Source organism: Saccharicrinis aurantiacus, from assembly GCF_001660705.2.
Lineage (GTDB): Bacteria > Bacteroidota > Bacteroidia > Bacteroidales > Marinilabiliaceae > Saccharicrinis > Saccharicrinis aurantiacus.
Genome location: NZ_LYBV02000018.1, coordinates 15836 through 41809 on the forward strand (window position 1 = coordinate 15836; position 25974 = coordinate 41809).

Genomic DNA, 25974 nt, shown 5'->3' on the forward strand with positions numbered 1-25974 from the left:
AGTTAAAACCTAAACGAATTTAAATTCAGAAAATATATGTGCGGATTTGCAGTTTATACTGGTGAGGATAAGATGGACAAACTATTGTTTGCCAGTGAGTTTGAAAAGATAAGTTATAGAGGGCCAGACAACTCATTTATTAGAGACTTTGGAAATAATGGATTAATGGGATTCCATCGCTTGAGCATTATGGATGTTTCAAGTAACGGTAACCAACCTTTAGTGCACAATGAAGTAAACCTAGTTTGTAATGGCGAGGTATATAATCACATTCAATTAAGAAAACAATACGAGAAAACATACAACTTTCAATCGTCGAGCGACTGCGAAGTTATCATTCCTTTATTTATGGATAAAGGTATTGAAGAAACCGCAAAATCACTTGATGCTGAGTTTGTATTTGTAATATATGATTCTGTAGCTAAAAAGTATTTTGCTGCAAGAGATCCTATTGGTATTCGCCCGTTATTTTACGGCTATTCTAAAGCTGGCGAAATAATGTTTGCCAGTGAAGCAAAGGTGCTACACTCTTTCTGTGAAGATATCAAGCAGTTTCCTCCAGGGCACTATTACGATGGTGAAGGATTTCATTGTTATAAAGACATCTCTAAAGTTGATGAAGTTATTGAGCACGAATTAGAAGAAATTTTTGCCAATATTAATGAGAAATTGACAAAAGGGATTGAAAAAAGACTTCAGGCAGATGTACCTGTTGGATTTCTTTGTTCTGGTGGTTTAGATTCAAGTTTAGTATGTGCAGTTGCAGCTAAAATGCTAAATAAGCCTATTAAAACTTTTGCTGTAGGTATTGAGGATGATCCTATTGATACTAAGTATGCTAAAATTGTAGCGGATTACTTAGGTACCGATCATACAGAGATATTATTTACAAAACAAGATATTTTTGATTCATTAAGTACTCTTATTTATAACATTGAAACATGGGATATTACAACCGTTCGTGCTTCAATGGGTATGTACTTAATTTGTAAAGCAATTAGTGAAAATTCTGACGTTAAAGTATTAATGACAGGTGAAATTGCCGATGAGATTTTAGGATATAAATATACTGATTTTGCTCCCACCCCTGAGGCATTCCAAGCGGAAGCCGAAAAGCGAATCAGAGAGATTCACCAGTACGACGTGCTTAGAGCTGATAGATGTATTTCATCTTGTGGACTTGAGGCCCGCGTACCTTTTGGTGATCTTGAATTTGTTGATTACATCATGGCATTGAACCCTACCAAAAAGATGAACCATTCAGGTATTGGTAAATTCTTATTGCGTAAAGCTTTTGAAGGCGATTATCTTCCACAAGAGATTTTATACCGTCAGAAAGCAGCATTCTCGGATGCAGTAGGACATAGTGTTGTTGATTATCTTAAAGAGTATGCTGAAGAGATGTATACAGATGAAGAATTTGAGACTAAAAAACAACAATATACTCATGGTACACCTATCTCTAAAGAATCGTTAATGTATAGAGAGATTTTTGAAAAGCACTTCCCTGGAAGAGGCGAATTAATTAAAGATTTCTGGATGCCTAACAAAGAGTGGGAAAACTGTGATGTAAACGACCCTAGTGCTCGTGTGTTACCAAACTATGGTGCAAGTGGCGAATAATGCAATTAGATAACTATTAAAAAAGCAGAGCTGTACCATACACGCTCTGCTTTTTTTATTACGATAAAAATTTATTACACTAAATGTTTTGACTTAAACAAGTTATCGGGATATTCTACATCAACCAAAAAGAGTGCATTGCCTGGGGCCGATGAACCTGCTTTACCCCTATCCTTTTGCTCAATAATACTAGCAAACTCTTTTAAACCAATTTTGCCTCTTCCTACTTCCAAAAGAGTACCCACAATAGCCCGTACCATATTACGCAAAAAACGATCGGCCTTAATCGAAAATATCCACTTATCTCCTACCTTATCCCATTGCGCTTGGTAAATTTTACAATTATTTGTTTTAGCATCGGTATGTAATTTGCTAAAGCTTGTAAAATCTATATAATTAAATAAAAGTGCCGCAGCCTCATTCATTAAGTCATAATCTAATTTATAATAAGGTAAATAAGAAAACTCATGATTAAAGGGCGTTTTGTAATCGGCAATATGATACTCATACCTTCTGCTGGTAGCCGTAAATCTACTATGCGTTTCATTATCTACCTTAGTAATAGAATATACAGCAATATCCTTGGGTAGAATACGATTCATTTTATAACAAAAGTGCTGTTCATCAATCTCGTTTTTTTCGCTATCAAAATGAGCCACAAAATAAGAAGCATGCACTGCTGTATCCGTTCTGCCACATCCCACAATGCTTACGGCCTCCCTAAGTATCTTATTAAGGCAATCATCCATTACTTCTTGCACAGTAATCGCATTAGGCTGCACCTGCCAACCGTGATAATTTTTGCCATTATAAGCCATTTCAATAAAAAACCTTGCCATTACGAAAATCTATTAATAAATTATATCTGCAAAGAAAGCACATGAATGTCACATTTAATAGTACAATTTGTAATTTTTGGCATAGTTTTTTCTTGTACATAAAAAACATAAACTAGATTATTAAAACTACACACAAATGAAGAAATTATTATTTATTGCAGCACTTTTCTCTACTCTTTTAGTAGCATGTAATACCGGAGCTCCTTTAAAAAACAACTGGAAAATGGTTGAGTTTCTAGGTTCTCCTATTGATAATGAAGTTTTTAATGTAAAAACCCCTGCTTTTAACCTTAATCCTGACGAGGGTACATTCGGTGGAAACAACGGTTGTAATCAGGTTAACGGAAAATTAGAAGTTGACGGAAACAAAATTTCGATGGAAGTGCTAATGGGAACACGCATGTTTTGCAATGGCGTACCTGAACAAGAAGTTGATGCTAAAATCTCAGAAGTAGATTCATACAAAATTAAAGGAGATAAGTTATTTCTGTTTAATGGAGATATGACTCTTTTTGTTTTTGAATTAGTGGAAGAAGAGTAAACGACTACTTACCAAATAAATAAACCCGACGAGCTTCATTGTTTGTCGGGTTTTATTTTATGTGGTATTATAAGTTGCTTATGGCACTAGCTGAAATAATATAAGAAGCCTTGTAATGTTAATGTTACAAGGCTTCTGTTGTTAAATCCCCAAGGAAATTAGCGTAATTAAAGTTGAATAAGTCTTTATTCACGAGCTAAAAGCGGGTGCTACAGGGGCATTATTAAAGTACGCATTGGGGCGCCATATCCTGCTATGCGTTTTAGCCTTTATGTTTTAGCTTAAGTCAGCCTAAAGCGTGCGTGTGCTTCCTGCGGTCGCATCCGCCACTTAAAGCTGCCTAAATCCAAACCACAAAGGGCTGCCACTCCTATCAGGGCCGCACATTGGCATAAAGTCAGTAAGTTGGTGGCATAACATTAGCAAAAGCCATCTAGCAAAGTTTAGCCATTCCATAGAAAGTTGCGAGCAATAATCAATACAAAAGCAAACAGCCATTTTTTATTAAAACCCAGTGTTTATAAGGCGAGCGCCAATACAAAACACACACCATCCAATGTAAACTGAGGGCAATCCAGTGTAAACTAAGCAACATCTAATACAAAATACACACCAGCGCGTGTGATTTACGCGTAAGCAAGGTAGCATTAAAAGCCATCCCATATAAATTACCGACAAGCTGATGCAAACTACCGGCAGGCAAATATAAATTACGCACAATCCATCCCTAAAAATAGAAGATCTAATACTTAATTTAGCCCATCAGGCGAGATGACACAAAAAAACAATTACACAAGGTTTAAACCCTCGCATAACAGCTTTTATAGCATTTACGGCCGCTCCTTAAGAGCAACCTTTATAATTTATCAAGAACTAGTCTATAATCACTTCTAGATACATCGGCAAAGTAATTATTTCATCACCTTCACCATAAGTAGCAAATGAGACTTGCCAAATTTGTTCTTATTCAAGATCTAGCATATGGTGCGATTTGATTATTGTAGCGTAAATCAAAGTACAGATAACCTTCCTCGATGAGCATAGTAACTAAACAATGTAAATCGTTCGGCGTATGCCTCTGGCTACGTCGTTGCACAAGGTCTCTGGCCTGTAAATAAAACAACAAAGCCTCATTTTTTAAGTGCGGATTTAGTTTCATAAGGCAGTTTGCAAGTTGCTTATAGCGTAGCGTTATTTTTAAGTTTAATATTTAAAAAATCCATCAACCACAGAAAGGATTTATCCTTTATCTTCTGCTTCTATCCTCATACAATGATAATAGTAATATGATTTACGTTCCTGCTAAAACCACAAATATTAGTTTATATTGGTACTACCCCTCATTACATGTATAGCCTTAAACTGATTAACAAGTCTAATAGTTATCTTGAAATAGATAGCTTTTTTTATTTAATAGAAACTACTGTGTACTGTTTAATTACTTATATTCAAGCACTAAAAACTCGTCTAATAATGAAAATAGTAATAAGCCTGATCATCATACTTCTATCATCTCTAACAAGTTCACTTAGTCAGAATTCAAACAATAAAGATTGTACTGCTATTAAAGCCGAGGAACAAGTTTATATTAAAACTGATTTACCCTTTTATAAACCTGGTGAAACAATCTGGTTTAGTGCATGGGTCGTTGATAGAAACATTGCGAATTTAAGTAAGACAAGTGATTTTTTAAATGTAGAATTAATTGCTCCTGATGGAAATACTCTAAAGAAGCTGAAAGTTTTAACTATTGGTGGGCGAGGTAAAGGAGAATTTATGCTTGACACACGGCAACCTGGAGGTATTTATAAAATAAAAGCTTATACCCAATGGATGAAAAACTGCACCTCTCCTAATTATTTTGAAAAGGATTTATTTGTACAAAACACTAATTTCACAACTCATCTACTAAACCTCGAGTTTAATAATAAAGGTTATGGAGCAGGCGAAATGGTAACCGCTAACCTATCTCTTAAAGATCCTTATAATAACATAGTACAAACTAAAGATCCTATACAGTATACCATATCTATAGCAGGAAAAGATATATTGAGCGACTCTTGTATTGCTAATAATGGTAGCGCACAAATTACCTTTAAACTCCCTAAGGAGTTAAACACTAATGATGCTGTATTAAACGTCCGTATTAATAACGAAGGCAAAACTGAATCCATATCGAGAACAGTACCTATCAACATAGAACAAATTGACCTATCTTTTTATCCTGAAGGAGGTCATTGGCTTGCAAATACAAATAGCACCATCGCTTTTAAGGCATTGGATAAGCATAATAAGCCTAGTGATATTGAAGGGGTAATATTAGATGATGACGGAACTACAATTTGCGATTTTAAGAGCTTTCATAATGGGATGGGTGCCTTTGATATTATAGGCAATAAAAACAAAAGATACACTGCAATAATTACAAAACCAACAGGAATTACAACAAGCTATACCCTGCCTGAGTTTTCAGATTCCTACTATGCACTTAAATTAGAACCAACCCAAAATACGATAAAAGCAGATATATTCTCAACCAAAAGCAAATCGACCATTACCCTAAAAGGATATGTTAAAAACATATGCTACTTCAAAAAAGATTACAGTATTGAAAGGGGCAACAATTCCATTATTATTCCTACAAGTGATATGCCTGCCGGAATACTGCGCTTAAGTTTATATGAAGGCAAAACAGGCTATTGCGAAAGATTAATATATATCAACAACAACAAAACAACGAAGATTATTATAAGCCCAAATAAACAAAGTTACAACCCACATGATGAAGTTACACTTGATATTGTAACTACCGATGAGAATGGCGTTGGTATTAAAACAGACTTGGCATTGGCTGTGGCAGATAACAAAACAATAGCATTTGCTAATGATAAACAAGGTGATATAATCGCTAATTTATTATTGAAGTCGGAGGTTAATGGAGAAATAGAAGATCCTGCATTTTACTTTGACGACTCAGAAGAGAAAGCAAACAAGGCCCTAAATTATCTGCTGTTAACTCAGGGGTGGAGAAAGTTTATTATACCCGATGGCAAAACTAAGTATCCAATAGAAAAAGCTTATATAAAAGGCACATTGTACGACTACGATGCTCGCCCATTGCCAAATCATAAAATTTGGATAAAGGGTAAAAACGATACTATTACAACAAATAAAAACGGCGAGTTTATATTTACTGATATAGTGATAAATGACTTCTTAGTTTTAGAAACAAAGAACAACCAAAACAAAATAATTTCAAAGCATGTATATAGCTACTCTAAGCATAACTTACCTAACAATATTGATGAAGTTCCAATCACCAGGCAGCTTTCAGTTGATGAAGAAAGCTTAATTGATAGGGCAATTATAGCTGATGAGGTTCTTAATACTGATGAAATAATAGAAACCGGAATAGACGATGATCTGGAATTGGATCAAAATATAATTGAAATTGAAGATACCGAAGTAGAAGTAGACTCTGATTTAGAAATTGAATTTGACAGCACTCTCGAAGAAAATGAAGAAGATGAAAATCCTGTATTTTTTATCGTTGAAGAGATGCCTGAATATCCAGGTGGAGATAATGAACTCAGAAAATACATTACTGAAAATACCATTTACCCAAGAGGCGCCTACAAACTTGGTATTCAAGGCCGGGTATACATACAATTTGTTGTTGATGAAAGTGGAGCTATCACTCAGGTTAAAATCGCAAGAGGAATACATCCTGCATTAGATTCTGAAGCCGTAAGGGTGGTGAGCCAAATGCCTAAGTGGAAACCTGGTAAACAAAGAGGGAAACCTGTAAAGGTATCTTACACGGTACCTATAAATTTTGTTTTAGATAATACCAAGCTAGATACTGATGATAGACCACATGATTATCATTTGTATTTTCAATTATTAAAATCAGGGGACTATTATGAATCACGAGAGTTTTATTCGCATCAATATGGTTCTTACAATATAGGTAACAAGCGTAATAATTTAAAATCAACCATATACTGGAATCCTCAAATTATAACAAACGATAATGGCAAAGCTCAAGTAAAGTTTTATACTACAGATAATATTGGAGGTTTTGAAATAAGTGCAGAAGGTATTTCTAGTAATAATTACATAGGTAGCGGAATTACACACATTAATACACAACTACCTATGAGCATTGAGGCTAAAGTACCAACTTTCATGCGTGTTAACGATAAAGGTGAATTGCCTTTTACCATTACCAACACTACTAACGAAAATAATAAGACTCATTTATCTATCTTGTGTAAAAGATATAACCGAAATGATAATGCAAATGACTATTTAAAAATTACGACTGATTCTATAATAGAAATTAATGCACATTCAACAAAAACTATTTGGTTTAAGTACGAAGCTTTAAAAGCGATTAAGCATTTAAACATAGTTGCTACAATCAATGATGTGAAGAATAGATTCAATGATAGGGTTTCAATAAATACATGTATTTTTGAGAATGGATTTCCTCAACAGTTAAATTTCTCATCTAATAATCCTGATACTACTTTCGTTTTTGATCTGGAAGAACATATTCCATCTACCTTAAATGCTAGCTTTAAAGCCTACCCTTCTCAAATCTCTGCACTATTTGATGGCTTAGAGTCTATAATTAGAGAGCCGCATGGTTGTTTTGAACAAACCTCGGCCAAAGCCTATCCCAATTTATTGGTTCTCGATTATCTTAAGAGTACAAACTCAAGCAATGTAAAGGCTCAAAATAGGGCACTAAACTTAACTCGCAAGGCATATAAAAAGTTAGTAAACTACGAAACTTCTGAAAATGGCTTTGAGTGGTTCGGTAAAGCCCCTGCACATAAGGGTTTAACAGCTTATGCACTTTTAGAATTTACCGATATGAAGAAGGTATATAATGGTGTTGATCCAGAACTAATAGATAGAACTGCTAATTGGTTACTAAATTTACGTGATGGAAAAGGAGGTTTCTATTCTCGCAAACACGACAGGCAGTTTTCGCGTGCAACTGAGCAAGTTCAGAATACTTACATTTTATATGCTCTATCAGAGGCCAATTACCACCATATTAATAAAGAATTTAAGTTTGCATACAAAAATGCCTTAAAACTTAACGATACATATATATTAGCTCTAAGCCTTAATACTGCCATTAATTTGAATAAACTTGAAGAAGCCAACATTTTGGCAGATATACTTGACAAACAGATTAGAAACCATGGTTTCGGAAAATTACCTGCTAAAGAATCTATTACACGCTCACGTGGGCATTCGTTGCAAGTAGAAACAGCATCGCTCTATTTACTCGCGCAACTTAAACTTAATAAAACATCTGGCGTAAATTCTCAGCTTTGTATCAATTATATTGCCCAATCGAGAAAAAATGGTGGGTTCGGCTCATCGCAAGCTACCATTATGGCATTAAAAGCGCTCTGTAGCTACGCTAAGCTTGTTGATAAAGAAACTAGAAGTAATTCATTACTTATGAAACTGAATAATAAGCTATATGAAATGGATTATTCGAGTAATACCTCGGTACCAATTGAGTTTACAAACTTACAAAGCACATTAAATATAGGGTCTAACCAATGTAAAGTATCGTTTAAGGATACCAACTATACTACACCCTACAATCTAATTGTAAACTATAGAAAAGAAACACCTGCCAACTCAGAAAATTGCATACTGAGTTTAAAAACACGGATGAATGCTGACAAATATAATTTAGGCGACTTGGCAAGAATGACTGTGAGCTTAAAGAATAAAAGCGATGAAGTTACTCCAATGGCTATTGCAAAAATTGGTATTCCAAGCGGTTTAAGCTTACAATCCTATCAGCTTAAAGAACTTGTAGAGAAAGAGAAAATAGATTATTACGAAGTTCGCAACAACTATTTGGTATTGTATTTTTCTAGTCTATCACTAATGCAGGAAATTAATATTCCCCTATATCTTAAAACTGAATACAAAGGAATATTTAAGGCTTCGGCTAGCTCTGCATATCTGTATTATACCAACGAACACAAACAATGGTTGCAAGGAGAACAAATTTATATTTACTAAGTAATAATTTATTGAGATACTATTAAACAATAGATATACAAATATGGAAACCAAACTAAAAAAGGAAGAACAATATTTTAAATTTGGAATAATTTTCTTAATTAGCGGTATATTACTTGCATTTGTTTTAGCTACAGAGGAAACCAATGGTGTATTTAATGAGTTTCCTCCTTTAAAAATGAATGAATCAATAAACGTTATAATTGATCATTATAAAGATTATAAAGGAACAACACTTATTTTCTATTATTCTAATGAAGTTAGGTTAAAAAAAAGTCTGAGGTCATTTAGCTTAGATCAGAATGCATATTCTCTTTATAGGTTTTTAGAAAAAGGAGATTCAATTTCGAGAAAACCTTATTCAGATAATCTTTTTTTATATAAAAAGAAAGAAGGAACAGTGATTGAATTTGAGGTACAGTGTTTAGAATAAAGATAATAAATAGCCTCACTGCCATGAGGTTATAACTAGAATCCGCAGGTCAAAATTTTCATATGGATTCTAGGCATAATCGTCCGGATGCTGAGTTTTTTACTTTGCGGATGCAAACTTCCTACAGAGTTGCAATGGCTTTGCATCAAAGTAGCTAGGACGGCTCATAACTCAACAATAAACACTCCTTATCGACTTCTGTTAATGCGGTTCAATGTCATTTGGTTAATCATATTTTCAGCGCGTTGGTATGCGGTTCATAGATACTGTTTTTGATTAAGAGATCGCCACATTGCATTCGCGATAACGAGGCGCTAAGATTCTCTTAACTTAATAACATAGGCTGCAAGTTTGTAACTCGTGCTTCTATTAAACACATAGGTCTGTGTAGTATCTCAGACATATAGGTTTTGTACTATCTTAGCAAAAAATAATATACATAATAACCCTGTATTATTAAGATAATTAAAAGAACCTGAATATTGGAAATATAGTAGTGTTACAAAGATGCCAACTAACTTAACTTTTCAAAGTTGGATAAGTCTGTAGTCACGAGCTAAAAGCTCGCGCTAGTAGGAGGAAATGACGCTGTATATGATAGAAATGAAGAAAGAAAGAAATTAACGAATTAAAAAACGCTAAATAATGAAATATAGCTATTGGCAACTAGTGCTATTATTAATGGTACTTCAAACAAGTTGCAAAACCACCAAGCATACTACTAACAGCGCAAAAAAGTTAGATGCACAACCGCAAACAAGTACAAACACAGTAGCTACGACTATTGAAAATGATGAAGAAGTTATTATAAACTCAGAAGTCAACTTAAAATTTGGTAGTAATGAGCTACCAAGCGATTTATTAGAAATACTAACTGAAGGACTAGAGGCAGATGGAAACGGTTATTACAGTAATGAATATGGAATATTCTTTTTTAATCGAATTAATAAACTGCCACCTATTATAACAGAACTATTTCCTACTACCATCTTTTTTTATTCAGGCGTTATAGCATCCACTTATAGCAAAGGTGATTTAGGGGCATATCAAAACGGAGAGATTAGAGCACCCATTTACGAATTTAACATATTGTTAGATAAGCAAAAAGGAGAAACTACAATAACAAGTAAAATAGAAGCTTTACTATATTTTAAGGAAGGTTTTGACGTGGAAATTAATAATATTAAACAAGTAGTAGGTGAAAACAACCCTAACGAAAATAGATGTATTCATATACAATATAATGTTGATAATATTAGCAAGGGTATTAATATATATTTAGATGGCGATACTTTTTTATATTATCAATGTACCAACTGCTATAATACGGTTGCTAAAGTGCATTTCCGACATTAAATTAATTAATCTCAAAACCATTGCTTAATGAAGTTGTTTAAAGTTATCACCCCCTCAGCATAGTAACCAAACCATGCAAATCGTTCGGCGTATGCCTCTAGCTATGTAATAACACATAAGGCCTCTGGCCTATAAATAAAACAACAAAGCCGCATTTCAAAAGTGCGGCTTTGTTGATATTATGCTACAGTAGAATTCTATTTATCCTTCTTATAGCGCCCTTCAGGGTGATTATAAAGCGATTCCATACTTTGTTCGAAGTAAACTTCTGGTCGGTGCCATACACCAGTCTTTTTGAAGCCAGGCTCGTTACTATCTAAACTTAAATCGCAATCGAAGCGAGCCATGATCGAATAACACTTTTCAGGGGTACCTGCATTTACAAAATGGCTTAATCCCCAAGTAAAACCACGATTACCACCTTCTTTCTCAAATAAGTTTGGTATATATGGCGCTGCTGCTGTTGGTGCAAACGAAATACAACAAGCAATATTAAAATTTGCGCCATCCTCTGAAAACTGAATAGTTTCGCGCTCATTACCATCTTTAATAACAATGGTAGCTACCCCATCCCGAAAAGGAAAATAAGTAGTTTCGTGCCCAGATTGCATTACCGGGTTTAAAGGATGCTTTTCGAAAGGACCAAGCGGATTATCAGAGGTAACTAAACCATGACCAACTGCATATTTATCGCGCTTATCGGGCCACTTATTATAGGCCGCCTTGTAGTAAATATGAATTTTACCATTGAAAATAATAGGATGCGGATCATGTGTTGCATTCTGATCCCATTCGCCCTCTTTACCAAACGGAATTACGGCATCTCCCCCATGTGTCCATGGTCCATCGGGAGAATTGGCATAAGAAACTGAAACCGGACAAAGGTCGCCACGCAAACCACTTGGCTCATCAAAGGCCTGGTAATATAAATAGTATTTTCCTTGCCACACTAAGATATCAGGCGTAGCCAACGAACGCCATCCCGATTTTGGTTTTGCAGGGCGCGTAACCGCTGGCCCTATCTCATTCCAGGTAGTACCATCGGCACTTGTGGCGTACCAAATATCGGCCAAATCCCAATCGGTAGATGGTATTTCATCGGTGGCTTCCTTAGCTCTATCCCAGCCCACTGGGGGAACAATGGTGTGCCTTTTGGTATACCATATATAATATTTACCATCCACTAAAATAGGTCGTGACGGATCTCGACGCGAAACAGTTCCATCACCTCCATTATAATCAAAGCCCTGAAGACGAGTATATTTAAATTGCGAAAACAGTTCGTTATCCTGTACGCGTTTTGTTTCGTACTCAAACATCCGTTCAGATGATGCGCTTAATGGGATATTTGGTTTTTCATCAGGCATCGCAAAGGGGAATACCCCGTTCGAGACTTCCTTTTGCTCATGCTTCTGCTGTGCACAGGATGCCATTAAGCCGAGGGCTAATATTGCATACGATGCTTTACTTATTAGTTTTATCATGATAATTTCTTTTTATATCGTAAATCGCTATTGATATAATTAGTATTACGTATTGGCCTTCAGCCTTCAGGCTTATACCTAAAGAGCCTACTTAACCATTGTAGCTGCTTTTATACTTTTCTTCTTTCCGCCTAATCCTTGCTTAAAGTATACATCGCTTTTATGAAATACATTAGATCCTTTAAAAAACTTATCTGGTTCATCCGTACTTAAATCACAATCGAAGCGTGCAATAATTGAATAACCTTTTCCTCGTTGGCCTTGATTGGTAAAATGTGAAACACCCCATTTTATACCACTTGCATTGTCTGAATTGGTAAAAGCATCGGGTGTATATGGTCCGCCAGCAATGGGTGGTAAAGAAATAGCTGATTGTACCTTAAAGTTTACACCATCCTCGGCATACTGAACCGTTTCGCGCTCGTTTCCATCGCGGGTAACTATTGTTGCTACGCCACTTTTATAAGGGAAAAAGCAAGTTTCGTGCCCAGAGTTTAACACAGGATTGAGGGTGTTTTTTTCAAATGGCCCAAGCGGATCTTCGGCTATTGCTAAACCTACTGCCACTGCATATTTATCTCTTTTGTCTTCCCATTTATTGTAGGTTCCTTTGTAATACAAGTATATTTTACCATTAAATACTATTGGAAAAGGATCGTGAATTACATCCTGATCCCACTCTCCTTTGGCACCATTAGGTATTACATTGGCTTTGCCCAACTCAAATGGTCCTTCAGGAGAATCGGACACAGATACGGATACCGGACACCAATCGCCACGCAATCCACTTGGCTCGCTAAAGGCCTGATAATACAAATAGTATTTACCTTTCCATATTAAAATGTCGGGTGTAGCTACCGAACGCCATCCCTGAGTTGGTTTTTGGGGGCGTTTTACGGCAACTCCCTGTTCCTCCCATGAAAAACCATCTTTACTTGTAGCATACCAGATATCGCACAAATCCCAATCGGTAGATGGTATTTCATCCGTAGCCTCGACTGCTCTGCGCGAACCAATAGGAGGCACTATAGTGTGGCGTTTGGTATAATAGATATAATACTTCCCGTTTACGAGTATTGGTCGTGAGGGATCGCGACGAGAGATGGTACCATCTCCTCCATTATAATCAAAGCCATCTATCTCAGAGTATTTAAACAGCGTATACAATGGGTTATCTTGTACGCGCGGCGCAGGATAATCAAACATCCTATCCATGGCTGCACTCAATGGAATGTTGGGTTTAATTTCTGGCATTGCATGCGGAAAAACACCGGATGCTTTCTCTTCTTCCTTCTTCTCATTAGTGGTACACGAGAATCCCATTGTGGCTATTAAGCCGATGGATAATAACTTAGTCAAATTCATATATTCTTAATTTTTATTGGCACCGCCAAAAGGTTTAATACCTCGGGGCTTGTCTTATAAATACTGTATTTAATACCTCTCTGGTCTTGCCCAGAGGCAGTTTATTTATTTATTTTTTGATTGTCTTCCTGAATTCTTTTGCGTTGCTTTTCGCTTAATCCATATTTAAAATACTCATCCGGACTACGCAAAAAGTTATGGTGTTTCATTTCCTCATCGTGCATATCTCTGCTCAAATCGCAATCGAAACGGTACAGCTCAGAATGCCATCTTTTAGAATTCTTTCCTCTAAAATTGATAAAGTGACCAATACCCCAAGTAATTCCTCTTCCATCTTTAGAGTCAGTAAATGCATCAGGGATGTAAGCATTTGGCCCTGTTGGCATCATTTCGGTAATGGCCATTACTTCAAAATTCACCCAATCCTCGGCATACTGAATAGTAAAATGCTCGCTACCATCGCGAATGGTTAATGATGCTACTCCTTCTTTCCAAGGGAAGAAACAAATCTCATGACCTGAATTCTGAACCGGATTCAAGGCATGCTTTTTAAATGGGCCAAGCGGATTATCAGCAATAGCTAACCCAATACCGCTCCAAACCGTTTGCGGGCGGTTAAATGCTGCCTTATAGTACACGTATATTTTGCCATCTTTTACCAATGGCGTTGGCGCCTGAATGGCGAATTGATCCCACTCTCCTTTGGCTCCGGTAGGAATCACCACATCGTTCACATGCGTCCACGGCCCATTGATGTTATCGGCGTAAGCCACACCAACCGGACAATAATCGCCACGCACACCGCTTGGCTCTGTAAATGCCTGATAGTAGATATAGTACTTGCCTTTAAACTTTAAGATATCAGGTGTTGCCACGGCTCTCCATCCCGGAATTGGATACTCAGGACGCGTAACGGCTACACCTTGCTCTTCCCAATGGAAACCATCTTTGCTGGTGGCATACCAAACCTCAGCCAAATCCCAATCGGTTGTAGGGATAGTATCATTCCAAGTTCCATCGGTCTTCATCACAGAATAATCTTGTGAAAAGCGACCTACCGGAGCAATTGGAGTCTCTCTCTTGGTATACCACACGTAATATTTGCCATTTTCAAAAAGCACCTTCGAAGGGTCGCGACGTGTTATGGTTGCATCCCCATCGTTATAATCAAAGCCCGTAAGCTTGGTATATTTAAACTGCGTGTAAAGTTCGTTTTCAGCATTTACATGCGATGGATACTGATTAAAACTGCGATCTAAAGCTGAACTCAATTCGTAATCTTTTGAATACTCAGTAACCTGATATGGAAAAGCCTCAGTTTTTGGCTTCGGCGTTTTTAAAGGAATCACCAAGGAATACGAAATTTCACTCCCTTTTGGCAAGATGGCAATAATCAAAGCCTTAGGCATACCATTCTCCATATAGAATTTTGGCATATCTGCTGTTCTTTCCGTTTTGGTTACTGTGCCATCCGTCCATTTAATTTCACCTGCTTTAATTACCAAAAAGTTCTTTGCAGGCTTCCAATCAAAGCCCATATCACTGCCTTCAAATAACATGGTAGATCCATCGGGGTAATCGCTCCAAACGCCTCGCGAGTCTTTAGCCAAGCAATAATAATTACCGTTATAAATCCACTCTACATGATCATCAATGGCAAATGAAGCTTTGGGTTTCTCAATAAAAGGCTCACCCGTATCAGTAAATGGTCCGAGAGGTGAACGAGATGTTGCGGTTACATGAACCACTTTACCATTTTTAAACTTTGGGTGCGGCTCAACATATTTATAGGCCATTAAAAACACACCATCGTTACGGCGTGTTACTGTTGGCGTTGAAGTCATCATTCTATCGCCTGTAACATCAATCAAAGGCTTATCGAAACGTTTCCACTCACCGTTTAAATCATCGGCCACAGCCAAACCAATACGCTGATTGTTGCGATTTATCCACCACTCTTGGTCATTCTTAATTGAAGGCATTCTGTCATCAGGAGTTTTATCCCAATAACCACTTCCTCGGTTACCCATATGGTATAGGTAATATTTGCCTTTATACTCTATCACATGAGGATTATGGGTACAATCACCATCCCAATATTGATTGCCTCTTGGTGGCAAAACTAAATTTTTGAACTTGTATGGTCCAGTAAGATGATCAGAAACCGCATGTGCAATTTCGGAATGTGTAACCCAACCATGGTGGCCTCTACTTTTTAACCACCTTGAATATATGGCATGGTATTTACCATCCTTTCCTTTTAAAATGTTGGTTCCCCACACATTGTAATCCTCTTCCTGAATAATATTTGCTTTATCAAACTTTTCAGGAAGTAATTCTGCAAAATTAAAATCTTCTTGTGCATGAACACTGATGACTACGATAATGCATAATAATGTAACTACTATTTGTTTCATAAATCAAGTATTTATTATAGCATATAATTTTTACAACTATTGCTGCGTTAATTGCTTTGCAGCTTCTTCTCGTTTCTTTCTTAAACCACCCAAACCTTGTTTAAAATAAACTTCAGGACGGTGCCAAACTCCGGTTGATTTCATCCATTTTTCATCTACATCTAAACTTAAATCACAGTCGACACGGGCAATGATAGAGTGTTTTCTATCGCGCGATGTTGCTGCATTAATAAAGTGACAGACACCCCAGGTTACACCTCGGCCATACTCAGTATTTGTAAATGCATCTGGCGTATAAAATCCGCAAGCAGTTGGCGTTAACTCAACGGTTGCTGCAATCTCAAAATTTACACCATCGGCGGCGTATTGTATGGTTTGTGCTTCGTTGCCATCCTTAATTGCAATGGCAGCAATACCCTCTTTAAAGGGAAAATAAGTAGTCTCGTGTCCTGAGTTTAGTACAGGGTTTAGTGGGTGCTTCTCAAAAGGTCCGAATGGGTTATCAGCTATTACCAGACCGTGGGCAACTGCATATTTATCTCTCTTATCGGGCCATTTATTATAGGCTGCTTTGTAGTAAAGGTAGATCTTACCATCACGTACAATAAGATGCGGGTCTTGTGTCTGATCCTGATCCCACTCTCCTTTTTTACCTCTTGGTACTAACTCTTTCCCTGTGTGTGTCCAGGGGCCATCTGGTGAATCAGCATAGGCCATTGATATAGGGCACCAATCGCCGCGTGTTCCGCTTGGTTCGTTAAATGCCTGAAAATATAGGTAGTACTTTCCTTCCCAAATTAAAATGTCAGGCGTAGCCACAGAACGCCAACCTAAAGCAGGTTTCTTTGGTCGAGCCACAGCAACGCCTTGTTCTTCCCACTTAAAACCATCTTGGCTAGTAGCATACCATAAATCGCATAAATCCCAATCGGTAGATGGAATTTCGTCGGTAGCCTGATCTGCTTCTCCCCAGCCAAGAGGTGGCACTTTTGTATGGCGTTTGGTATACCATATATAGTATTTACCATTAATTAAAACAGGTCGCGATGGATCACGACGCGTGATGGTTCCATCTCCGCCATTGTAATCAAAACCTTCTAAACGTGTGTATTTAAATTGCGAAAACAATTCATTATCCTGTACGCGTGGTGCCGGATAATCAAACATACGCTCTGCCGCTGCACTTAGCGCGAAATCAGGTTTTGACTCAGGCATTGCGTGGGGAAATACCTTGTTTTCTTTGATAACTATCTCTTTATTTTCACTCGTTGTACACGATATCCCTAATAAGGTGATAACACCAAGTATTAATAACTTTGTAGTTTTCATATTTTCAATCCTTTAAATTCTTATTGATTTAAACCGAATTAACTATTTTTCATTTTGCCTTGAATATTATCTCAAAATAATTGTACTCTCCTTTGCAAAGCTTGCTCCTAAGCGCTTACTTAATTCGCCTGGAGAAGCATTACCCAAAACTACTTTATACTCGCCCTTGTGCCAAACTCTTTCTCCTTCCTTGTTTACAACCTTAAGATCATCGGCTTTAACCGTAAAATTTATAGTCTGCTTCTCTCCCTTTTTTAGAGATACTCGTTCAAAGGCTTTTAAGCTTTTTAGTGGAATACCACCTGAAGAATTTACTGGGTTTATATACAATTGAACCACATCGCCCATATCAAAATCTCCTGCATTACTTACTTCAAGCTGAATGTTTAAGTCCTTGCCTTTTTTAAGTTTGCTTGCCTCAATAATTAAATCGCTGAAAGTTGTTTTAGAGTAAGTTAATCCGTAACCAAAGGGATACATAGGCTCCTTAGTCATATATTTATAGGTACGCCCTTGCATAGAGTACTGATCGTATGGTGGTAATTGTGCTACGTTTTTAGGGAAAGTAATTGGTAGTTTACCCGATGGAGATACCTTTCCGAAAAGGATATCAGCTACTGCATTTCCGCCTTGCTCGCCAGGATACCACATTTGAAGAATGGCATCGCAATGCTCTTCAATTCCCTCTAAGGAAACAGGACCTCCACTTGCAATTACCAATACCAATGGCTTATCGCCTTTCTTTTCTATAATCTGCTTCACGTAGTTTATCTGATTTTCTGGTAAGGTCAGAAATTCTTTATCCCCATGCCATGTAGAAGCAATGGCATCAACAGATTCGCCTTCGAGATAACGCGTTGTTCCCACTACACAGATTGTAACGTCAGCCTCTTTGGCAACCATAGGCCCCCAATTTTTAGGGTTTGGATTAGTTTGAAATGGTAATGCACCAGTACGGTAATTTAAAGAAGTTCCCTTAGAAACGGCGCCTGCAACTCCTTCCATAACCGATACCAAACCTGTACTTACGCCATAATAACTACCCATTAATACATCGTTAGAATTGGCAAATGGTCCTGTTATATATGGGATCTTAATTTTGGGTGAAAGCGGTAGAGTGTTATCCTTATTCTTTAATAATACAATTGATTTCTGAGCCACTTCTCTGGCTAAATCAATATGTGCCTGACTATGTATCTCATCAGGACTAATATTATTGTATGGATGATTTTTGTCGTTATCAAATAATCCCAATCGGAAACGCGTTTTGAATAACTGCGATACTCTTTCGTGGACTAACTCTTCGCTCACCATGCCGTTTGCTACAGCATCTTTTAGGCTTTTTTGGTAGGTTCCACCGCAATTTAAATCAACGCCAGCTTTTAAAGCCAATGCCGCGGCATCCATTGGAGTATCGGCATAGCCTTGTTTACCCGCTGCACCTGCAATGGCACCACAATCGGAAGTTACATAACCATCAAAACCCCATTCTTCGCGTAAGGTTTCTTTTACTAAAAATTCGCTGGTACACGATGGCTTTCCATAAACCATATTATAAGCCGTCATTACACCTTCTACCTTAGCATCTTTCACTAAAGCCTCAAAAGCAGGGAAGTAAGTTTCATATAAATCTTGTTTTGGCGCTTGCACATCAAACTCTAGTTTGCCGTGCTCAGGTCCCGAGTGCATTATAAAATGCTTGGCACAGGCTGCCGTTTTCAATATCTTCGGATCTTCACCTTGTAAACCTTTAACGAAGGCAACACCAATTTGCGACATCAACAATGGATCTTCACCATAACACTCTTGTCCACGACCATAACGAGGATCTCTGAAAAGATTTACCGTTGGCGACCAAAATGTTAAACCTGCATATTTGCTATGGTTACCCATTTCTTGTGCAATTGTAAACTTAGCTCTGGCCTCTGTGGAAATAGCATCTGCCATTTTTTGAATTAAAGCAGGATCAAATGTAGCACCCATACCAATTGCCTGTGGAAAAATAGTTGCCTCTCCGTTACGCGCTACACCATGAAGCGCTTCACTCCACCAATGGTAATCAGGCACGTTTAAACGAGGAATGGCTTTGGAAGCACTCCCCATTTGACTAATTTTCTCTTCTAAAGTCATCTGGGATACTAGTATCTCTACACGCTCTTCAAGAGGCAAGTTTGTGTCATAGTATGATTGATTGATTTCTTGCGATAACATTGGTACTGACAATACCAAAGTTATAAATGCTAGTAGTAATTTTTTATTTTTTCTCAACATGATTATGTTTTATAAATTGTTGCTGCCTAGATATTTTATGTAAGTATAGTATACGCCATAGTTCTGTTTCCCTTCAATGAAATCATTAACTAAAAGCGTTTTTCCTTTTTCAAGATCCACTGTAAAAGTTACGGCCTCATCCTTTTCTGTTATTGCTTTTTCAAGGATTTTATTAGCGACTCTGATTCTTACTTTTTCAGGATGAATGGTTTGGTAGGTATACATCCCTTTGGGATTTTCTGATGGAATACCCCACACTGGCCCTGAGCATTCTTTGGGCCAACGGCAACATTCTATCTGATACTTACCGTCGCGTTCCACTTTAATGGCGTGGGTGTTGTTCTTATTCCTTTTACCAGCGCATACTTGTTCTGCTTTCCAAATTCCACCGTCTTCGCCAATGGCGTGCTGTATGCTTAGGGTAACTTCCTCTTGTGCAGGGTAGCCTATTAAGTTGCAAGTAAACTCATTGTACTCGGTGTTTTCTTTTGCTTTTGCTAAGAATTCCTGATTTGCATTCAGCATTTGCATCACCAATTCTCTTTGCTCATTGGCAACATTATTCTTTTGCTTTCTATCGTCTTTTATATTGTACAACTGCTTTCCGTTTAGCAAACGCCAATCATCCTGCATAATGCAAGTTTGCTCAATATCCATTGGCGGGCGCCAATCTTGACGGTGGTGTACATATACATTTCTTGGCTGTAGATTTTCACTCTCCTTACGTAACAGAGGTGAGAAATCAAGACCATCTAATTCCATAGTCTTAGGAACCTTCAGCTTACACAATCCTGCTAAAGTAGGAATCAAATCAACATGAGCGGTTAGTTCACGGATATCTTTACCGCCTTTTATTTTGCCATCTTTCCAACGAATAAAAAAGGGGACACGATGACCGCCATCGAGCTTACTGCCTTTTTTACCACTAAAGCCCATGTTGTAACCAATCTTTCCATCTTTACTGACTCCATTTCCGGAACCGTTGTCTGTGGTGAAAATCAGGATGGTATTATCTGCCAAATCCATTTCCTTAAGAAACTCCTCAAGCTTGCCGAAATTTTCATCTATGTTGGTAATCATTCCGTAAAACTCAGCGCTGTATATGTTTTTCCCTACTTCTGATCGGTAAGGTGCTGCATATTTCTCATCCACAATCAATGGACTATGGGGTGCATTGGTAGGCAAGTAAATAAAGAAAGGCTTGTTCTTATTCTCCTTTATAAACTTGATAGTTTCGTTAAACCAAACATCGGTACAATAACCCTCGAACTGTTGCGGCTTATTGTTTACGTAGTAGGTATCATCAAAATAGCTATTGCCCCAATAATCAGAAAGCTCTCCTACTCCACCTGCTTTGTGAAATACGGCATGATCGAATCCGCAATCAGTAGCACGCACCGGGTAATTATCGCCCAAATGCCATTTACCAAACATAGCGGTTGTGTAGCCGTTTTGCTTAAACATATCAGCCATGGTTGGTGCGCCATCAAATAAAGCATCTCGACCTTTATAGGTAGCCCAAACCCCATTATTTATAGGGTAACGCCCCGTCATAATTGCGCCACGCGTTGGCGCACAAAGCGGACTCACATGAAAGTCGGTCATTCGAACCGATTGCTTGTAAAAAGCATCGAGATTTGGTGTTTGTATATAGGCATTTCCATGACAGCCAATGTCTCCTATTCCCTGATCATCGGTAAGAATGAGTATCACATTGGGCTTATCTCCCTTTTGAGAAAAAGTAGAACCAAAAAACCCAAGGAAAATCATTAGATATAAGACCCTTTTCATAGTATTATTTCTTTTGATAATAGCGTACATAATCCACCTTCATGCTAGTTCCGTCAATGGCATCAGTCACTGGGCCTGACCATTTAATGATGGCCAAACTTAACCATATGGGTGATTCGCTAAAACAGAAATCGTTTTTCTCTCTGCGTACCTCTTGCCCATCGAAATAAAAAACTATGTTTTCTTCGTCCCACAATAAGCCATAAGTATGAAACTCTTCTCCAAAATTGTAATCCTCAGATACATCTAACACAGAAATATCGTTCCATTTTCCATTATAGAAATATTGAACCTTATAATCAGAAAGCAGGTTGTGCCAATTCTTATGCTTATCTCTCCATCCATTTAAAAATTGAATACAACCAATGGTGATTTCGTTATCCCATTCAAACTCAATCCACTTGTTTCCTTTTTCTTGTGTGCTCCAGCTTGTATTCCATTTACCATCAATCAAATTCTTTTCTGAATTATTGTTTTTGTACGAACCACTTGAGCTAATTTTCACATCCTTGGCTGTGGCCAGATTCATTAAACCCGCAATATCAGTATCTGCTGTAGGCGACATTACATCAGGATAATTTCCGTTGTTGATGCCGTAAACCCTGAACTCACCAATATTAAAACGTGCGTTATTATTTGATTGTAATCGTACTTTTTGCGCTTTCACCGGAATTTCTAATTGAATGGAATATCCAGGTTTAGCACCAAATGGGAAAGCTTTATGATATGAATAATGCTTTTTCTTACCATTTTCATCATAAGTAAAATCGCTCCATTGATGGATGTTGGTATTCATTTCGTTAGGATAGTGCCCTTCGTTAATATCTATTTCAAAACGCTTACCTTCTTTCGGGTCAGCACCTCTAGTCATTAACCAAAACGAGTTATTGGTAGCCTCAACTGCTGCATACTTATATCTGCACTCGAAGTATCCGTACTTGAATCGCTTTTTAGTCCATATACTACCTGAAGTCCACTCCTGACCTCCTTTATTTTCTTTTCTATTTTCTAAATGCAGCAAACCATCCTTTACTACGGCATTCTCGCGCCAGCGACTGCACAGAATATGATGATTCGATCCGTTTTGCGAATCCCAACTATCATCTAATTTACTATCGGGATAATTAAACTCATCGTTCCACGATAGGTACCAATTTTTGGTGGTATCAATTTCGGCGGGTAGTTGAGCATATATTAATGTAAACGATGTGCTTAAAAATAGCGCAATAACTAAAGAAAATGCCTTTTGCATAATTATAGATTTATTTTCTAGTTCTTAATGAATGTTCCTGACTTTGATCCGTGCTGTGATTCAATTAAATAGCAATACATACCCTGCGGCAGACTTGCAATATTGATGGTTGATTCATTTACTTGATCGTGATGAATTAACCTATTGCCCGTTGCATCAAAAATTGAAAGCGAATCATTAGGTGATATTCCTTTAAAGCTAATTTGATTACTGGCAGGATTTGGAAACACCTCCACTTTATTGCCTGCGGTGGTCCCTACACTTGTATTTTCGTTATATTGGTAATAACGCACATAATCCACTTTCATACTGGTACCATCAATGGCATCGGTAACAGCTCCTGCTAAGCCATCGGATAATAAAGCCAAGCTTAAATATATTTTGGTTTCGGCAGTTACAAAATCGTGCGGAAAGGTTCTGATTAATTCACCATCAAAATAGTATTTAATTACATCCTCTGTCCATAACATCCCTACGGTATGAAACTCCTCTGAAAAATCTGCACCATAAGCAATGTTAAAGTCGGCAATTTCTACCCACTCGTGTCCGTTATGATATTCTATTTTATAATTGTCAATCAAGTTTTTCCATGTAGATCCGCTTAACCAACCGTTGGTAAACTGAATACATCCAACTTCTTTCGATTCTGAAAAAGAAATCTCTAACCACTTTTCACCCTCTTTTTGTGTAATCCAGCTTGCCGCAGAACCCAAATTGACGCCATCGGCTACATTTTCGGGACTAGTGTTTCTACCATCAATAACATAATTTCCACTGGCAGAAAAAGTAGTTCCTGTGGCTCTTGAATGATTTACCAAACCATCTACTTCGTTATCTGCACCATTAGCAGTGGCATCTTTCGGATAACCATTTGCATTGGGTGCATATACTCTGAACTCGCCAATATGAAAATGAGAACCATGATTTGATGAAAACCTGATTTTATTGGTGTTTATTGGCGTGCTAAGTTTGTGCGTATAGGCAACTTCCTTTTCAATGCCGCCCATCTCGAAGTATTCTGGCCATATATCATGACTTCCATCTTCATGCTTATCTGTCCAATTATGAATATTGGTATTTACTTTATTCGGATAATGTCCTTCATTAGGATCTAATTCAACCGCCTTCTCTCCTTCAGGAATATCGTAGCCAGTCCACATCCAAAACGAATTATTAGTACCCGTTGCGCCTGCATATTTATACTTGCACTCGTAATAACCATAATGAAACTTCTCCTTTGTCCAGATACTAGCTGCAGTCCATTCCTGTCCACCACGGTTTTCTTTTTTAGCCTGAAGCTCTAAAATTCCATTAGCCACAACAGCATTCTCTCGCCATCGACTACAAATAACCATTCCTCCCGATGGTCCATTTTGTGAAATCCAATTATTATCGAGCTGGCTGTCTTCATAATCAAACTCATCGTTCCAAGATAGGTACCAACCATTATCGAGATCAATTTCAGAGGGTAGTTGAGCAAAGGAATTTAACGAAAGCCCCAAAGTGAAAAATAGGAGTATGTGAGCGTGTGTGATTTTTTTCATAGATTAATTTTTTTCTGATTTAAAATTGTTATCCAAAGTTATCTTAGTGAGGCTATTTGAGCAATCAGTAGGGCTAGCATATAACTTGACTGCACTTGCAAACCACTATAATATAACTATATTTGAAGCCATCGACACAATAACAACAATCTTACAACATGCTCTATTGTAATATATTAAAGAAAATACCCCTCATCGTACTAATCATTTATCCCCTGTGGAATTTAAAGGCAAATTCAAATGAGGATACGCAAGGCAATAGCTCTAATTCTATCCTTAATATTATTGAATTGGCCAATGATGATTTGTTAACCGGACGTTTCAATAGCTCCTTTGAACGACTTAGTAATATATTGCCCGAAGCTATACAGACGAAGGATACTGTGGCTCAAATTTTAATTTATCGCAAGTTTGGCGTTTTGTATGGTAAGTTCGGACAAAACAAGCTTTCGCTTGAGCACATGAAGAAAGGCTTAACTTTAGCTAAAAAGCAGAAGAATACAAAGCTCACCATTTCTTGTTTACACGCCTTAGCATCGCAGTATTCTGAGATTGGTGAATACCATACATCTTTGCAATATCTCGACTCGTGTTTGTTGCGTAGCACTAAGCAATTTATTCCTCATTATATAAAATCGCTGTATGCCCGTAATTTCTTAAGAATGGGTGAATATGGGAAGGCTACCGAATACTTTAATGATATTTTACCCGAATTAAAATATACCAATTACAATCATCAGGTGGCTATTATTAATAATGTAGCTGAGTTAAAATTAGCCATCAATCAAACGGATAGCGCTCAGTATTACTTTGAAAAAGCTTTAGATATAGTAAATAAACAGCAAATTCACCCTATGATTAAACCCTCGTTGTTAAACAACCTGGCACAGTTGTATTATAAAAAGGGGAACAAAAATAAGGCCTACCAATACATGAGTGAAGCTAACACTTGTTCTGATAGTATTTTTAATATACTTGGCGAAAACAACAAAGAACTGTTTAAACTAAAAAGTAAATACAGCGACGACATACTTAAGAAGGAACAAACCATAAAGGAACAAAACCTACATATTGAAGCTATTAACAAAGCGAGTTTCCGCTTAAAACTGTTGATTGCCATTTTATTGGTTCTTGCAATAATTGCTTTTTATACGGTAAAAATGCGATTTAAAATGCGCAGTATGGCTCAAACACAAGAGCATACTAAAAAGAAGAATGAAGCTGTGCTAGAAACAAAAAATAAAGAATTGGCCGTTAATGCCTTACAACTGATAGAAAAAGAACATACCATAGAGGAGTTACTAGACTTTGTAAAAGAAAATGATAAAGATAAACACAAAAGCCTTGCGCATAAATACGAGCAAAACAGCAAAAAATTATGGAACGATTTTCATGATAGGTTTACGCAAATAAACAATCAGTTTTACGAGCGTTTGCTAGAGATTGCTCCGGGCCTAACCCCTACTGAGCTTAAACATTGTGCGCTTATTAAACTTAACTTTGATAGTAAAGAGATGGCTCAGATTTTGGGTATATCGCAGAATAGTGTGCACATGAGCCGATCGAGAATACGTAAAAAGCTGAATTTAAATAGAGAGGATAGTTTGAGCAATTATATTGCGGGGATTTAGCTGTATTGCTTTGGTTTAAAGTTGATTTGCCATGA

15 protein-coding genes are annotated in these 25974 nt (G+C 37.3%); 6 read left to right on the top strand and 9 right to left on the bottom strand.

What is annotated here, in order from left to right; translation table 11 throughout:
- Positions 1–36: 36 nt before the first annotated feature.
- Complete coding sequence (gene asnB, locus A8B35_RS06805; protein WP_068471846.1) at positions 37–1623, top strand: asparagine synthase B; 1587 nt, start codon at positions 37–39, stop codon at positions 1621–1623.
- 74 nt (positions 1624–1697) lie between these two features.
- On the opposite strand, the gene truA is transcribed toward asnB, so the two are convergent.
- Entirely contained in the window at positions 1698–2462 is a 765-nt protein-coding gene (truA, locus tag A8B35_RS06810) for a tRNA pseudouridine(38-40) synthase TruA (RefSeq protein ID WP_068471848.1), read from the bottom strand.
- Between the two features lie 136 nt (positions 2463–2598).
- Here truA and A8B35_RS06815 point away from each other — a divergent pair, with 136 nt between their 5' ends.
- The 4 genes from A8B35_RS06815 (at position 2599) to A8B35_RS06830 (ending at position 10855) form a co-directional block, all read left to right on the top strand.
- Positions 2599–3003, top strand: coding sequence for an META domain-containing protein (locus tag A8B35_RS06815; protein WP_068471850.1), 405 nt, complete (start codon positions 2599–2601; stop codon positions 3001–3003).
- A gap of 1473 nt (positions 3004–4476) precedes the next feature.
- Positions 4477–9066 (top strand): TonB family protein, encoded by a 4590-nt coding sequence (locus A8B35_RS06820; protein WP_075602593.1) that lies wholly within the window; start codon positions 4477–4479, stop codon positions 9064–9066.
- Positions 9067–9109: 43 nt separating this feature from the next.
- The gene (locus tag A8B35_RS06825; RefSeq protein ID WP_068471854.1) at positions 9110–9499 is read left to right on the top strand and encodes a hypothetical protein; all 390 of its coding nucleotides are present in this window, start codon (positions 9110–9112) and stop codon (positions 9497–9499) included.
- A 645-nt stretch (positions 9500–10144) separates the two neighbouring features.
- Positions 10145–10855, top strand: a complete 711-nt coding sequence (locus tag A8B35_RS06830) for a hypothetical protein (protein ID WP_068471857.1) — start codon at positions 10145–10147, stop codon at positions 10853–10855.
- A 197-nt stretch (positions 10856–11052) separates the two neighbouring features.
- On the opposite strand, the gene A8B35_RS06835 is transcribed toward A8B35_RS06830, so the two are convergent.
- From A8B35_RS06835 to A8B35_RS06870, 8 genes are all read right to left on the bottom strand, one after another.
- Complete coding sequence (locus A8B35_RS06835) at positions 11053–12339, bottom strand: glycoside hydrolase family 117 protein (RefSeq protein WP_222844110.1); 1287 nt, start codon at positions 12337–12339, stop codon at positions 11053–11055.
- An 87-nt stretch (positions 12340–12426) separates the two neighbouring features.
- A complete protein-coding gene (locus A8B35_RS06840) occupies positions 12427–13704 on the bottom strand; it encodes a glycoside hydrolase family 117 protein (protein ID WP_068471859.1) in 1278 nt (425 codons plus the stop codon).
- Positions 13705–13805: 101 nt separating this feature from the next.
- Positions 13806–16121 carry a family 43 glycosylhydrolase gene (locus tag A8B35_RS23560; protein WP_222844111.1) on the bottom strand — a complete coding sequence of 772 codons (2316 nt, stop codon included), beginning with the start codon at positions 16119–16121 and terminating at the stop codon, positions 13806–13808.
- A 36-nt stretch (positions 16122–16157) separates the two neighbouring features.
- On the bottom strand, positions 16158–17450 hold the full coding sequence (locus tag A8B35_RS06850) for a glycoside hydrolase family 117 protein (protein ID WP_068471861.1): 1293 nt from the start codon (positions 17448–17450) through the stop codon (positions 16158–16160).
- Positions 17451–17516: 66 nt separating this feature from the next.
- Complete coding sequence (locus A8B35_RS06855; RefSeq protein ID WP_068471863.1) at positions 17517–19721, bottom strand: glycoside hydrolase family 3 C-terminal domain-containing protein; 2205 nt, start codon at positions 19719–19721, stop codon at positions 17517–17519.
- Positions 19722–19730: 9 nt separating this feature from the next.
- Entirely contained in the window at positions 19731–21512 is a 1782-nt protein-coding gene (locus tag A8B35_RS06860; protein WP_068471951.1) for an arylsulfatase, read from the bottom strand.
- A 4-nt stretch (positions 21513–21516) separates the two neighbouring features.
- The gene (locus tag A8B35_RS06865; protein ID WP_068471865.1) at positions 21517–22764 is read right to left on the bottom strand and encodes a family 16 glycosylhydrolase; all 1248 of its coding nucleotides are present in this window, start codon (positions 22762–22764) and stop codon (positions 21517–21519) included.
- Positions 22765–22781: 17 nt separating this feature from the next.
- Positions 22782–24308 (bottom strand): family 16 glycosylhydrolase, encoded by a 1527-nt coding sequence (locus tag A8B35_RS06870; RefSeq protein WP_068471867.1) that lies wholly within the window; start codon positions 24306–24308, stop codon positions 22782–22784.
- Positions 24309–24466: 158 nt separating this feature from the next.
- On the opposite strand from A8B35_RS06870, the gene A8B35_RS06875 reads away from it, so the two are divergent.
- On the top strand, positions 24467–25939 hold the full coding sequence (locus A8B35_RS06875; RefSeq protein WP_068471869.1) for a tetratricopeptide repeat protein: 1473 nt from the start codon (positions 24467–24469) through the stop codon (positions 25937–25939).
- The last annotated feature ends 35 nt before the right edge of the window (positions 25940–25974 follow it).

Coding starts and splice junctions, on each gene's coding strand:
- A8B35_RS06820 (WP_075602593.1), top strand. CDS start 4,477: ATGAAAATAGTAATAAGCCTGATCATCATACTTCTATCATCTCTAACA.
- A8B35_RS06860 (WP_068471951.1), bottom strand. CDS start 21,512: ATGAAAAGGGTCTTATATCTAATGATTTTCCTTGGGTTTTTTGGTTCT.
- A8B35_RS06825 (WP_068471854.1), top strand. CDS start 9,110: ATGGAAACCAAACTAAAAAAGGAAGAACAATATTTTAAATTTGGAATA.
- A8B35_RS06850 (WP_068471861.1), bottom strand. CDS start 17,450: ATGAAAACTACAAAGTTATTAATACTTGGTGTTATCACCTTATTAGGG.
- truA (WP_068471848.1), bottom strand. CDS start 2,462: ATGGCAAGGTTTTTTATTGAAATGGCTTATAATGGCAAAAATTATCAC.
- A8B35_RS06870 (WP_068471867.1), bottom strand. CDS start 24,308: ATGAAAAAAATCACACACGCTCACATACTCCTATTTTTCACTTTGGGG.
- A8B35_RS23560 (WP_222844111.1), bottom strand. CDS start 16,121: ATGAAACAAATAGTAGTTACATTATTATGCATTATCGTAGTCATCAGT.
- A8B35_RS06875 (WP_068471869.1), top strand. CDS start 24,467: ATGCTCTATTGTAATATATTAAAGAAAATACCCCTCATCGTACTAATC.
- A8B35_RS06855 (WP_068471863.1), bottom strand. CDS start 19,721: ATGTTGAGAAAAAATAAAAAATTACTACTAGCATTTATAACTTTGGTA.
- A8B35_RS06835 (WP_222844110.1), bottom strand. CDS start 12,339: ATGATAAAACTAATAAGTAAAGCATCGTATGCAATATTAGCCCTCGGC.
- A8B35_RS06830 (WP_068471857.1), top strand. CDS start 10,145: ATGAAATATAGCTATTGGCAACTAGTGCTATTATTAATGGTACTTCAA.
- A8B35_RS06865 (WP_068471865.1), bottom strand. CDS start 22,764: ATGCAAAAGGCATTTTCTTTAGTTATTGCGCTATTTTTAAGCACATCG.
- A8B35_RS06815 (WP_068471850.1), top strand. CDS start 2,599: ATGAAGAAATTATTATTTATTGCAGCACTTTTCTCTACTCTTTTAGTA.
- A8B35_RS06840 (WP_068471859.1), bottom strand. CDS start 13,704: ATGAATTTGACTAAGTTATTATCCATCGGCTTAATAGCCACAATGGGA.
- asnB (WP_068471846.1), top strand. CDS start 37: ATGTGCGGATTTGCAGTTTATACTGGTGAGGATAAGATGGACAAACTA.